Raw genomic sequence first — 12767 nt, 5'->3', positions numbered from 1 at the left:
GTACATGGACAGTGCAGCAGGTTCGCCCCGGGTGCTGGTGGTCGACGACGATCCCGATGTGCTCGCCTCGCTCGAGCGGGGGTTGCGGCTGTCCGGGTTCGACGTGGCCACCGCCGTCGACGGCGCCGAGGCGCTGCGCAGTGCCACCGAGACCAGGCCCGACGCGATCGTGCTGGACATCAACATGCCCGTGCTCGACGGCGTCAGCGTGGTCACCGCGCTGCGCGCGATGGACAACGACGTGCCGGTCTGCGTGTTGAGCGCACGAAGCTCCGTCGACGACCGGGTCGCGGGGCTGGAGGCCGGCGCCGACGACTACCTGGTCAAGCCGTTCGTGCTGGCCGAGCTCGTCGCCCGGGTCAAGGCCCTGCTGCGCAGGCGCGGGTCCACGGCGACGTTCTCCTCGGAGACCATCCAGGTCGGGCCACTCGAGGTCGACATCCCCGGCAGGCGCGCCCGCGTCAACGGCGTCGACGTCGACCTCACCAAGCGCGAGTTCGATCTGCTCGCGGTGCTGGCCGAGCACAAGACCGCGGTGCTGTCGCGGGCCCAGCTCCTCGAGCTCGTTTGGGGCTACGACTTCGCCGCCGACACCAACGTCGTCGACGTGTTCATCGGATACCTGCGTCGCAAGCTCGAAGCCGGCGGTGCGCCCCGACTGCTGCACACCGTGCGCGGAGTGGGATTCGTCCTGAGGACCCAGTAATGCCATGAGCCTGCTGTCGCGGATCTTCCGCCGAACCCCGTCGCTGCGCACCCGCGTGGCGCTGGCCACGGCGATCGGCGCGGCGATCGTCGTCATCATCGTCGGCACCGTGGTGTGGGTCGGCATCACCAACGACCGCAAGGAGCGGCTGGACCGTCGCCTCGACGAGGCGGCCGGTTTCGTGATTCCCCTGCTCCCGGGCGGTCTCGACGAGATCCCGAAGTCGCCCTACAGCCAGGACGCCGTCATCACCGTCCGCCGCGGCGACGTCGTGACGTCCAACTCCGATGTCGTCTTGCCCGCCCTGGAGCCCGGGTACGCCGACACGTACGTCGACGGGGTGCGCTACCGGGTCCGGACCGTCGACATCCCGTACTACCCGGGGCCGATGTCGGTGGCCGTCGGCGCGACCTACGACGACACCATCGCCGACACCAACAACCTGCACCGGCGGGTGATCATCATCTGCGTGTTCGCCGTCGGCGCGGCCACGGTGTTCGGGTGGGTGCTGGCCGCGCTGGCCGTCCGGCCGCTCAAACGGCTGGCGCAGCAGACCCGCCAGATCGACGCAGGCGACGAGGACCCCGACGTCGAGGTCCGCGGCGCAACCGAGGCCGTCGAGATCGCCGAAGCGGTCAAGGGTCTGCTCGAGCGCGTGTGGAACGAGCAGGACCGGACCAAGGCCGCGCTGACGTCGGCGCGCGACTTCGCCTCGGTGTCGGCACACGAACTGCGCACCCCGCTGACCGCGATGCGGACCAACCTCGAAGTGCTTTCCACCCTCGACCTGCCCGAGGAGCAACGCAAGGAGGTGGTCGGCGACGTCATCCGCACGCAGTCGCGCATCGAGGCCACGCTCGGCGCGCTCGAGCGCTTGGCGCAGGGCGAGTTGTCGACCTCTGACGACCACGTGCCCGTCGACATCACCGAGCTGTTGGACCGCGCCGCACACGATGCGATGCGCATCTATCCCGACCTCGACGTGTCGCTGGTGCCCGCGCCGACGGTGATCATCCTCGGCCTGCCCGCCGGGCTGCGGCTCGCGGTGGACAACGCGATCGCCAACGCGGTCAAGCACGGCGGCGCGACGCGCGTGCAACTGTCGGCGGTGCCCTCACGCGCCGGCGTCGAGATCGCGATCGACGACGACGGCGTCGGCGTTCCCGAAGAGGAGCGGACGCGGGTGTTCGAGCGGTTCTCGCGCGGGTCGACGGCCTCGCACTCGGGATCGGGTCTCGGGTTGGCTCTGGTGGCCCAGCAGGCCGAACTGCACGGCGGCACAGCGTCGTTGGAGGCCAGCCCGCTGGGCGGAGCTCGCCTGCTGCTGAAGCTGCCCGGCGTCCGTTAGCGGGTGGCCAGCAAATCGATGACGAATATCAGTGTCTTGCCGGACAGCCGGTGGCCACCGCCGGCCGGACCGTACGCCTGCTCGGGCGGGATGACCAGCTGGCGGCGTCCGCCGACCTTCATGCCCGGGATGCCGTCCTGCCAGCCCCGGATGAGCCCGCGCAGCGGGAACTCGATCGACTCACCGCGGTTCCACGAGCTGTCGAACTCCTCGCCGGTGTCGTACTCGACGCCGACGTAGTGCACCTCGACGTTCGCGCCGGGTACGGCCTCGGAGCCGTCGCCGACCACGAGGTCGGTGATCACCAGTTCGCTCGGAGGCGGTCCGTCGGGGAACTCGATCTCGGGCTTCTGCCCTGAAGAGGAAGTCACCGCACCCACCGTAGTCGGGCAGACTGGAGGCGTGGCGAAAGATCAAGACATCCTCGATCAGGTGAACAAGCTTGTCGCCGAGGAGCAGGAGCTGCGCTCCAGGGTGCAGCAGGGCGATATCGACGAGTCGGAGGAACAGCGGCGGCTGCGCGCGCTGGAGGTCCAGCTCGACCAGTGCTGGGACCTGCTGCGGCAGCGACGGGCGCTGCGCGAGACCGGCGGCGATCCACGAGAGGCCGAGGTGCGGCCGCCCGACGAGGTCGAGGGCTACCTGAACTGAGCCCCACATTCGACGCCATCATCGTCGGGGGCGGACACAACGGGCTGGTGGCCGCCGGCTATCTGGCCAGGGCGGGTCGCCGTGTGATGGTGCTCGAACGGCTTGACCACGTCGGCGGCGCGGCGGCGTCCGCTCTCGCGTTCGACGGGGTCGACGCGCGGCTGTCGCGTTACTCGTACCTGGTGAGCCTGCTGCCGCGGCGGATCGTCGACGATCTCGGCGCGCGCGTCCGATTGGTGCGCAGGCGGTACTCGTCGTACACGCCGGATCCGTCCACCGACGGCCGGACCGGGCTGCTGATCGGACCGACGTCGACATTCGCGGCGATCGGGGCCGGCGCCGACGAGGCCGCATTCGCCGAGTTCTACCGCCGGTGCGGTGCCGTCACGGCTCCGCTGTGGCCCACACTGCTGCGGCCGCTGATCACCCGAAGTGCGGCGCGCCGGTTGGTGAACGACGTCGACGCCTGGCGCTCGACGGTCGACGAGCCGATCGGGCATGCGATCACCTCGGCGGTGGAGAACGACGTCGTACGCGGGGTGATGGCGACCGACGCGCTGATCGGCACGTTCGCGCGGCTCGATGACCCGTCACTGATGCAGAACGTGTGCTTCCTGTACCACCTGCTCGGAGGCGGAACCGGCGACTGGGATGTGCCGATCGGCGGGATGGGGGCGGTCAGCGGGGCGCTGGCGGCCGTCGCATCCGGCCACGGCGCCGAATTGATCTGCGGTGCAGAGGTTTACGCCGTGGAACCGGATGGCGTCGTGCGGTACCGGCGCGCTGGTGCCGACCACGTCGCGCACGGTCGTTTCGTGCTGGCGAATGTGACGCCTGCGGTACTGGCCGAGCTGCTGGACGAGCCTGCGCCCGCGATGGCGCCGGGCGCGCAGGTGAAGGTCAACCTCATGCTTCGTCGGTTGCCGAGACTGCGGGACTCCACCGTGTCGGCGGAGCAGGCGTTCGGCGGGACGTACCACATCAACGAGACGTACCGCCAACTGGCGACGGCTCATACCCGCGCCGACCACGGGGTGGTACCCGATCCGCTGCCGTGCGAGATCTACTGTCACTCGCTGACCGATCCGTCGATCCTGTCCGAGGATCTTCGGGCCTCCGGCGCCCAGACGCTGACCGTCTTCGGCTTGCACACCCCGCACCGGTTGACCGCGGATGCGGACCCGGCGCGGATGCGCGACGTGCTGACGTCCGCGGTGCTGAAGTCACTGAATTCAGTTTTGGCCGAGCCGATTCAGGACGTCCTCTTGGAGGACGCCGCCGGCCGGCTGTGCATCGAGACGAAGACGACCGCCGACCTGGAGCACACGCTGGGCATGACGGGCGGCAACATCTTCCACGGCGCGCTGTCGTGGCCGTTCGCCGAGGACGACGAGCCGCTGGACACGCCGGCGCGTCGGTGGGGCGTATCGACCGGACACGACCGGATTCTGTTGTGCGGCTCGGGCTCCCGGCGCGGCGGCGCGGTCTCGGGCATCGGCGGGCACAACGCCGCGATGGCAGTGCTTCAGAGCTAGCCGCTATTCCGGCGCGAGCTTGGCGAGGATCGCGCGCAACGCCTCCAGGTCGTTGACCGCCACCGTAGCCGCAGGTGCGTCGATGGTGGCCGCCCTCGCCAACTCCTTGACCGTCATCGATTGCCGGCTCAGCCGCTTGAGGATCCGGATCCGGCTGCATAAAACGCGCGGCGATCAGGGTTTCGATGTTGGGTGCGAGGCTGCACATCAGCGACGCCACCGCGAACACCGTCAGCCCGACCTGGAACGTGCCCCGGCGGCCGAACCGGTCGGCGGCGGCGCCGGACATCAGCAGCAGCGACGCGAGCACCAAGGTGTAGACATCGATCACCCACTGCAGCTGCGCGGCCGAAGCGCCCAGGTCGCGCCGGATGTCGGGAATGGCGCCGAGCGCTCAAGGATCGGACCACGGTTTCATTCACACAACAACGCCGTCCGCGAGATCGACGAAATGGCGCGCTGCACTCGTACAAGTCCGCCCGAACGTCGGTTTGGGCGGGACTGTCAGCGGCTGCCGACGTCCTTGTAGTCGCGCTCGGTGTAGCCGGTGTAAACCTGGCGCGGGCGGCCGATCTTGCCGCTGCCCTCGTCGTGCATCTCGCGCCAGTGCGCGATCCAGCCGGGCAGCCGGCCGAGCGCGAAGAGCACAGTGAACATCCGCGTCGGGAAGCCCATCGCGCGGTAGATCACGCCGGTGTAGAAGTCGACGTTCGGGTAGAGCTTGCGCTCGACGAAGAAGTCGTCGGTGAGCGCCGCTTCTTCCAGAGTCCGTGCGATGTCGAGCATCTCGTCGTCGCCGCCGAGCTTGCCGAGGATCTTGTCGGCCTGCTCCTTGACGATTCGCGCACGCGGGTCGTAGTTCTTGTAGACCCGGTGGCCGAAGCCCATCAGCTTGACGCCGTCCTCGCGGTCCTTGACCTTCCTGATGAAGGTGTGCACGTCGAAATCGGCCTGGCGGATCTTCTCGAGCATCTCCAGCACCGCCTGGTTGGCGCCACCGTGCAGCGGGCCCCACAACGCGTTGATACCGCCTGAGATCGACGTGAACAGGTTGGCCTGCGAGCTGCCGACCAGGCGGACCGTCGACGTCGAACAGTTCTGCTCGTGGTCGGCGTGCAGGATGAACAGCATGTCGAGGGCCCGCACCACCTCGGGGTCGACCTCGTAGGGCTCGGCCGGGAAGCCGAACGTCATCCGCAGGAAGTTCTCCACCAGGGTCAGCGAGTTGTCCGGGTACAGGAACGGCTGGCCGGCCGACTTCTTGTACGCGTACGCCGCGATGGTGGGCAGCTTGGCCAGCAGCCGGATGGTGGACAGCTCGACCTGCTCGTCGTCGAACGGGTCCAGCGAGTCCTCGTAGTAGGTCGACAACGCGTTGACCGCGCTGGAGAGCACCGGCATGGGATGGGCGTTGCGGGGGAAGCCGTCGAAGAACCGCTTGAGGTCCTCGTGCAGCAACGTGTGCCGTTGGATCTTGGTGGTGAACTCGTCGAGTTGGTCCTTGGTGGGCAGTTCGCCGTAGATCAGCAGGTAGCTGACCTCGATGAAGTTCGACTTCTCGGCGAGCTGCTCGATCGGGTAACCGCGGTAGCGCAGGATCCCGGCCTCGCCGTCGATGTAGCAGATCGCGCTCTTCGTCGACGCGGTGTTGACGAACCCCTCGTCGAACGTGGTGTAGCCGGTCTTGGCCAGCAACGAGCCCAGCGCGATACCGTCGGCCCCCTCGGTGGCGGAGACGATGTCCAGGTCGAGCGTGCCACCTGGATAGGAAAGGGTGGCTTGCTCTGCCCCACTCTTTTCTTCGGCCACAGGTTTCCCTTCGTCGCTGCTGGGAGTTGTCGGACGTGCTCTACAAAAGTAGTCCCATTCCAGCAGTCGTGCCCCGCCGGGGGAGGTGACTTGGTCAGACCGGCAGGGGCAGCCCCGTCATGAGACCGCTGAACTCCGCGAACGTGCTCTGAAGCTGAGCGATCAGGTCGTCGATACCGACCCGCGACCAGTCCTGATCCGCCGGCGCGAAGTCGGTCAGCGCCGTCATGATGACCGCTCCCCAGGTGGCCGATGCCAGCTTGAGCCGGCGATCGTCGAGGCTGACCCCCATGCGGCGGCCCAACGCGGTGTCGATGGCGTTCGCGCGGAACTCGACAGAGGCCTGCCGCAGTGCCGCCGACGACAGGATGATCCGCACGATGCACATCACCCGCTCTGCACTCAGCTCGCCGGCCGACGCGTGCTTGGCCGCCTCCGCCATCGCGACATAGGCGCGCAGCAACGCCTCGAAGTGGTTCAGGTCGGCGGGCTGGCGGGCGAGTTCGACGGCGGTCTGGTCGAGCACCTCGTCGACCAGTGCCAGCGCGATGGCGTCCTTGGTCGGGAAGTACCGGCTGAAGGTGCGCGGTGACACGTCGGCGATCGCGGCGATCTGGTCGACGGTGGTGTTGTCGAAACCCTGGCGGTCGCACAGCTCGACGGCGGCGTCGATCAGCGTCGCACGCGTGCGCAGCTTCTTGCGCTCGCGCAACCCAAGCGTCGGCTCCCCCGCGCCATCAGACACGAAGGGGATCCTAACTAATGATTTTGAGAACAGGCTGAGAAATCTGGCGTCGCCCGACAATTGGCCCCCATCAGCCATTGTCACCATCGGCCATTGCCGGATCTCTGGGCTAGGGCTGCAACCGCTGGACGCGATCGCCCTGCACACGAATCCTGTTGTGCACCCGGTTCTCTCGACCCTGCCAGAACTCGACGACCTCGCCCGCGATCAGATAGCCGCCCCAGTTCGGCGGGACCGGCACCGTGTCGTCGTCGGCAAAGCGCTGCGTCACGTCCTCGAGTTGCCGCAGCAGGGCCGCACGCGAGGCGACGGGCCGCGACTGGTGCGACGCCCAGGCGCCCAACTGCGATCCGCGCGGCCGCTTGGACCAGTAGTCGGCGGTCTGCTCGGGCGGCACCTTGGTCACCGCGCCGCGGACGTGAACCTGGCGGCCCAACTGGAACCACGGGAAGGTCACCGACGCATACGGGGTTGCCCCTAGCTGCTCACCCTTCTCTGAGTCGTAGTTGGTGTAGAAGGAGATCCCGGACTCGTCGATGCTCTTGCACAGCACGGTCCGCGTCACCGGCCTGACCTGTGCGTCGACGGTGCCGACCACCATCGCATTGGGTTCTGCCACGCCGGCCCGTTCGGCGTCTGCCAGCCAGTTGCGCAACAGCAACACCCAGCCGGTGCGCGGATCGGAGCCCAGCCAATCGGCGTCCAGATCAGCACTGCCGTCTTTTTCCACCGAGCCGTATTCCACCCGCATCCTCGCCAAGTGCTCTTGATCTTCCGGGCCGACAAGCGCCACGCGACAACGCTACGCTCCGCATGTTCCGCAACTTGTTACCGACCGGTAGATAGCGCGCGCGGAGCGGGTGCAACAATCTGGCCCATGACTAGCGCGTCCCAGGTGCCCGAGGATTTCGTACCCGGACTCGAAGGCGTCGTCGCCTTCACCACCGAGATCGCCGAACCCGACAAGGACGGCGGCGCGCTGCGGTACCGCGGCGTCGACATCGAGGATCTGGTCAACCAGCGGGTCACCTTCGGTGACGTGTGGTCGCTGCTGGTCGACGGGGGGTTCGGCAACGGGCTGCGGCCGGCCGAGCCGTTCCCGCTGCCGATTCACAGCGGCGACGTGCGCGTCGACGTGCAGGCGGGGCTGGCCATGCTGGCCCCGATCTGGGGGTACAGGCCGCTGCTCGACATCGACGACGCCACCGCACGCGACCAGCTCGCCCGCGCGTCGGTGATGGCGCTGTCCTACGTCGCACAGTCTGCCCGCGGCATCCACCAGCCGGCCGTTCCCCAGCGCACCATCGACGAGTGTTCAACGGTGACAGCCCGATTCATGACCCGCTGGCAGGGCGAGCCGGATCCGCGACACATCGAGGCGATCGACGCCTACTGGGTCAGCGCCGCCGAACACGGCATGAACGCGTCCACATTCACCGCCCGGGTGATCGCGTCCACCGGCGCCGACGTGGCGGCCGCACTCTCGGGCGCGATCGGTGCGATGAGCGGACCCCTGCACGGCGGCGCCCCGGCGCGGGTGATCCCGATGATCGAGGAGGCCGAACAGAGCGGTGACGCGCGTGCGGTGGTCAAGGGCATCCTCGATCGCAATGAGAAGCTGATGGGCTTCGGGCACCGGGTGTACCGGGCCGAGGACCCGCGGGCTCGCGTGCTGCGCGCGACCGCCAAGCGGCTCGAGGCGCCCCGCTACGAGGTGGCCGCCGCGCTCGAACAGGCCGCCCTCACCGAACTGCGGGAGCGCCGACCGGACCGGGCCATCGAGACCAATGTCGAATTCTGGGCCGCGGTGATCCTGGACTTCGCGCAGGTGCCCACCACGATGATGCCTGCGATGTTCACCTGCGGACGCACCGCCGGCTGGTGTGCGCACATCCTCGAGCAGAAGCGGCTCGGCAAGCTGGTGCGACCGTCGGCGATCTACGTCGGGCCGAGTCCTCGCAGCCCGGAGTCCGTCGACGGGTGGGACCGCGTCGTCAGGCCGTGAGCGCGACGACGTTCGCCGCGGCGGCGCACAGCTTCGCCGAGCTGGTCCGCGCAATTCCGTCCGACGCGTGGGACGGGCCCGGGCTGGGCGAGTGGGATCTACGCTCGCTGGTCGGGCACACCTCACGCTCGCTGACCACGGTGAGCACCTACCTGAACGGCACCGCGCAGCGTGCCGACATAACCACGCCGCAGGAGTACTACGCCCGGGTGAACCCGGCCGCGCTGGGTATGTCCGCCGCCGATGTGGCCGAGCGCGGTCGCCAGGCCGGCCGGGACCTGGGGGCTGACCCCGCGGGAGCGGTCGATGCGCTGGTGTCGCGTGTTCTCGCTGATCTGGAGTCGGCCGACGATCCGCTGATCGAGGTGATCGGCGGCCTGGGTATCCGGCTGCGCACCTACCTGCCGACGCGCACGTTCGAGTTGACCGTGCACGGTCTTGACATCGCCAGGGCCGCGGGGCTTTCGTTCTCGCCTCCTCCCGAGGCGCTGGAGGAGGCGCTGCTGCTGGCCGCCCGGATCGCCGCGATCGCGGGCCGGGGTGAGGCGGTGCTGCTCGCGTTGACGGGCCGCCAACCGCTGCCGCGGGCGTTCTCCGTCGTCTGATCTGTCGGTGCCGTGGTGTTGCATGGCGGGTGCCGATGAGTTCGGCGGGTTCGCCTGGTCGGTACGGATACCCAACTGCAACACCCATTGCTTCACCCGGAGAGGAGCTTTTCGAATGCCCATTGAGGTACAGCCAGCGGTGTCACCGATGCTGACGGTCAGCGACGCCGCGGCCGCGATCGATTTCTACGTCAAGGCCTTCGGCGCCGAGGAACTGGGCCGGGTACCCGCGCCCGACGGCAAGCGGCTCTTTCACGCCGCGCTGCGGATCAACGGGGCCATGGTGATGCTCAACGACGACTTCCCGGAGATGAACGACGGCAAGTCCGCCACACCGGAGGCGCTCGGCGGCTCACCGGTCACGGTGCACCTGACGGTCGCCGATGTCGACGAGAAGTTCCAGCGGGCGATCGACGCGGGCGCGACGGTCGTGATGCCGCTCGACGACATGTTCTGGGGTGACCGCTACGGCGAGCTGCGGGATCCGTTCGGCCATCTGTGGTCGATGGGTCAGCCCGTTCGCGAGGTCAGCGACCAGGAGATCGAGCAGGCGGTGCAGCAGATGCAGTAACCCGGCGGCACCGACGCGCGTTCAGGCCTGGGCGTGCGCACCGGGAACGTGGGCCTGCAGGATCCACAGCGGTAGCGAGTTCGACCCGGCGATCGAGCTGATGGTGTCGATGCTCGCCGGCTTGGGCGTGCGCTCGAGCGCGGGGGTCGCCGGGTCGGAGCCGTAGAGCCCGAACTGCAAGTGGTAGCCCTCGGACCACTCGAGGTTGTCGACGAACGACCAGTAGGTGTAACCGCGGATGTCGGCGCCGTGCGCGACCAGGTCCTGCACGACGGCGATGTGGTTGGCGATGTAGGACGGCCGCTTGGTGTCCTCGTCGTCGGCGATCCCGTTCTCGGTCACCCACAACGGTTTTCCGTATTCTGCGGCGACTTCGAGCACCTCGCGGAAGCCGCCGGGGTCGGTCGGCTGGTTGAAGTCGCTGCACGTCGGTTCGCTCGCCGCGCAGCGGACCGGCAGCCCGCGCAGGAACGGGAAGCCCGGGACGGGAGCCAGCCCGAAGCCCTGCATGGGTTGCGAGCCGTAGTACTGCACGCCGAGGAAGTCGACCTTGCCCACGAAGTCGGGGTGGATCTCGTTGGCGGTCTTGACGCCGTCGAGGTTGGCGTCGACCCAGCCGTCGATGACGGCGTTGGGGAACCAGCGGTTGAAGGCCTGGTTCCACGCGTTGGCGGCCTGCACGTCGAGCGGGTTCACCGGGTTGGCCGGGCGAGCCGGCACCATGTTGTTGGTGAAGCCGACGAAGGCCTCCGGCTGACCCGAGGTCGCCGACGTGTTGTCCCAGGCGTGGATCGCGTCGTAGGCGGCCACGTGCGCCTTGGCCTGGTTGACCAGGAACGTCGAGGCCAGGTCGGGGCGGATCAGCCCGGGCGGCCAGGCGGGGACCAGCCCGGGCAGGGCGAAGAACTGGGTGAGCACCGGCGGGAACGGCTCGTTGAGCGTGGCCCAGTTGTCGACCTGGTCGCCGTACTTCCACGCCAGATAGGCCGCGTACTTCTCGAACTCCGTCGCCGTCGTCGGTGACAGCCAGCCCGCGGCCGGTGCAGGCAGCCCCAGCTGGGCCAGGATCCGCGTCGTCGTCGGGTCGTGCACCCAGGCAGGCAGGGTGAAGTGGGTGACCGTCACCATCGGCTCGAGGTCGTTGGCGCGCAACGCGGTCAGCACGTCGCGGTAGTGGTCGACCTCGGCCTTGTTCGCCAGCTTGTCGAGCGCCTCCAGGTCCGCATCGCTGACGACACCACCCTCGTCGGAGATGTTCACCGCCGCGGTCGAATTCGGGAAGATCCGGCTCCATTCGATGCCGATGCGGAAAGTGTTCATCTTGAGCTCGTCGCGGGCCAGTTCGGCGTCTTCGGCGTAGCGGACGTAGGCGCCCGGGCCATTCTCGGGCACGCCCTTGGTCAAGCCGAGAAGCTGGTTGATCGGGTCGTGCACCCACTTGTACCAGTCCGAGTTGGGGTCGACGGGCGAGCCGGGCCCGCCTTCAGCCTGGAAGCCGGAATGCGCTACACCCCAATGGAAGTCGTCGGGCAACGACAGGTCGACGCCGTCGACGGCCGTCACGTCGACCCGAATGGTGCGGGCCACCCGGTGGCCGCCGCCGGGATTGATCAGGTTGCCGACGATGGGCACGAACTGCAACAGTCCCAGCGGCCCGTTGAGGTGGAAGCCCGCCGCCTCGTCGTCGACCACGACGGTGAACTGGTCGAACCCGCCGACGGCTGCCATCGCGTTCATCGGGCGGTAGGTGAAGGTGCCGTCGTCAGCGATCTCGACCACTCCGCCGTTGAGCGGTCGGCCGATCACGGTGTATCGCAACGGGTCACCGTCGACGTCGGCGGCGTCGATATCGCCGGTGATGACGACGTCACCGTTCTCGTCGACGCCCTGGCTGTTGTGCACCGGGTTGTAGGCGATCGTCGGCGAGGAGTTGAAGAACTCGCGACGCACCCACGCCAGCAGCGTCCACAGCGTCGGCGGACCACTCGGCGGGGCGGGCAGGCCCGCGGCGAACGGACTCAGCACGGCGTTGACGAGGCTCGACACGATGTCGACGACGTAGGTGATCGCGGTGACCGGATCGTAGGCGGTGGGCCACAGCCGCAGCGACGGGACGGCGGGAGGGGTCAGCGCCGTCGGCACGACTTCGGGGTCATCGGCGACGAAGGTCGTAAACGTCTGCTCGACCCGCAGATCGACCTCCGTCCGCTCCGGTGGCAGCGGTGCTGAGATGTCCTGCTCGACGGCGGCCGCGCGAAAGCCCGTGAGCGACAATGGCACATACGCCGAGGCTGCGGAGTCGGCGAGCGGTTGGTCGTGGTCGCCGCTGTCGGTCTCGTGCTCGACCCCGAACTCCGGCCCGTCGCCGCCGGCGCCCTCGTCGCCGTTCCGGTCGTCGGCCGGGTCGGCACCGTCGCCGGAGTCGTCCTCCTCGGTGTCGGCGTCGTCTTCGGGTTCGACGGCATCGTCCGGATCGGCGTCGCCTTCGGAGGCGCCGTCGTCTTCTTCAGGGTCGGCGTCGCCGTCAGGTGCAGCATCCTCTTGGGCCCCGCCGGCTTCGGTGACCGTCTCGGAAGGCGATTCCGTCCGTGACGCCGGGCCCGACGATTCCGACCCCGATGATTCCGACCCCGACGACTCCGACGAATCCGAGGAAGATGGGGTCTCCGCCCACGCCGGAGCACACCCGTAACCGGTGGCGACCGCGGCCCCGATCCCCAGAGCGACGGCCAACGCCCCGACGCGCCCCACACAAGCTGCGGCATTCACGGGTTCGGGTTTACTACCTCGGT

At 68.5% G+C, this 12767-nt stretch carries 12 protein-coding genes and 2 pseudogenes; 7 read left to right on the top strand and 7 right to left on the bottom strand.

Annotated elements, in window-relative coordinates; genetic code table 11:
- Positions 1 to 4 precede the first annotated feature (4 nt).
- On the top strand, positions 5 to 706 hold the full coding sequence (prrA, locus tag K3G64_RS13010; RefSeq protein WP_238950295.1) for a two-component system response regulator PrrA: 702 nt from the start codon (positions 5 to 7) through the stop codon (positions 704 to 706).
- Between the two features lie 4 nt (positions 707 to 710).
- The gene (locus K3G64_RS13005) at positions 711 to 2054 is read left to right on the top strand and encodes a HAMP domain-containing sensor histidine kinase (RefSeq protein WP_238950294.1); all 1344 of its coding nucleotides are present in this window, start codon (positions 711 to 713) and stop codon (positions 2052 to 2054) included.
- Here the strand turns inward: K3G64_RS13005 and K3G64_RS13000 are convergent.
- Positions 2051 to 2434 carry an FKBP-type peptidyl-prolyl cis-trans isomerase gene (locus K3G64_RS13000; RefSeq protein WP_305071288.1) on the bottom strand — a complete coding sequence of 128 codons (384 nt, stop codon included), beginning with the start codon at positions 2432 to 2434 and terminating at the stop codon, positions 2051 to 2053. The genes K3G64_RS13005 and K3G64_RS13000 overlap by 4 nt on opposite strands.
- Before the next feature lie 22 nt (positions 2435 to 2456).
- On the opposite strand from K3G64_RS13000, the gene K3G64_RS12995 reads away from it, so the two are divergent.
- Positions 2457 to 2705, top strand: a complete 249-nt coding sequence (locus K3G64_RS12995) for a DUF2630 family protein (protein WP_238950292.1) — start codon at positions 2457 to 2459, stop codon at positions 2703 to 2705.
- Positions 2706 to 2752: 47 nt separating this feature from the next.
- On the top strand, positions 2753 to 4240 hold the full coding sequence (locus K3G64_RS12990) for a phytoene desaturase family protein (RefSeq protein ID WP_370647153.1): 1488 nt from the start codon (positions 2753 to 2755) through the stop codon (positions 4238 to 4240).
- A gap of 9 nt (positions 4241 to 4249) precedes the next feature.
- Here K3G64_RS12990 and K3G64_RS12985 read toward each other — a convergent pair.
- The 5 genes and pseudogenes from K3G64_RS12985 to pdxH form a co-directional block, all read right to left on the bottom strand.
- A pseudogene (locus K3G64_RS12985) lies at positions 4250 to 4396 on the bottom strand (MarR family transcriptional regulator); the annotation flags it as partial.
- A pseudogene (locus K3G64_RS12980) lies at positions 4395 to 4625 on the bottom strand (MFS transporter); the annotation flags it as partial. The pseudogenes K3G64_RS12985 and K3G64_RS12980, both read right to left, overlap by 2 nt.
- A 119-nt stretch (positions 4626 to 4744) precedes the next feature.
- Positions 4745 to 6049: a citrate synthase gene (locus K3G64_RS12975; RefSeq protein WP_238950291.1), complete on the bottom strand. Its 1305-nt coding sequence runs from the start codon at positions 6047 to 6049 to the stop codon at positions 4745 to 4747.
- A gap of 94 nt (positions 6050 to 6143) precedes the next feature.
- Positions 6144 to 6794 carry a TetR family transcriptional regulator gene (locus K3G64_RS12970; protein WP_238950290.1) on the bottom strand — a complete coding sequence of 217 codons (651 nt, stop codon included), beginning with the start codon at positions 6792 to 6794 and terminating at the stop codon, positions 6144 to 6146.
- Positions 6795 to 6903: 109 nt separating this feature from the next.
- Entirely contained in the window at positions 6904 to 7587 is a 684-nt protein-coding gene (pdxH, locus tag K3G64_RS12965) for a pyridoxamine 5'-phosphate oxidase (RefSeq protein WP_255728071.1), read from the bottom strand.
- A gap of 84 nt (positions 7588 to 7671) precedes the next feature.
- On the opposite strand from pdxH, the gene K3G64_RS12960 reads away from it, so the two are divergent.
- The 3 genes from K3G64_RS12960 (at position 7672) to K3G64_RS12950 (ending at position 9975) form a co-directional block, all read left to right on the top strand.
- Positions 7672 to 8799, top strand: a complete 1128-nt coding sequence (locus K3G64_RS12960; protein ID WP_238950288.1) for a citrate synthase 2 — start codon at positions 7672 to 7674, stop codon at positions 8797 to 8799.
- Complete coding sequence (locus K3G64_RS12955) at positions 8796 to 9404, top strand: maleylpyruvate isomerase N-terminal domain-containing protein (RefSeq protein WP_238950286.1); 609 nt, start codon at positions 8796 to 8798, stop codon at positions 9402 to 9404. The genes K3G64_RS12960 and K3G64_RS12955 overlap by 4 nt, the downstream gene beginning before the upstream one ends.
- 115 nt (positions 9405 to 9519) lie before the next feature.
- Positions 9520 to 9975: a VOC family protein gene (locus tag K3G64_RS12950; protein WP_238950285.1), complete on the top strand. Its 456-nt coding sequence runs from the start codon at positions 9520 to 9522 to the stop codon at positions 9973 to 9975.
- Positions 9976 to 9996: 21 nt separating this feature from the next.
- Here the strand turns inward: K3G64_RS12950 and K3G64_RS12945 are convergent, their stop codons facing one another.
- Positions 9997 to 12744: a family 1 glycosylhydrolase gene (locus K3G64_RS12945; protein WP_238950284.1), complete on the bottom strand. Its 2748-nt coding sequence runs from the start codon at positions 12742 to 12744 to the stop codon at positions 9997 to 9999.
- Positions 12745 to 12767 lie beyond the last annotated feature (23 nt).

This window comes from Mycobacterium sp. IDR2000157661, from assembly GCF_022317005.1.
Classification (GTDB): Bacteria; Actinomycetota; Actinomycetes; order Mycobacteriales; family Mycobacteriaceae; genus Mycobacterium.
The sequence above is the reverse complement of the archived record's forward strand: the minus strand, read 5'-3'. Positions and strand labels throughout refer to the sequence as shown.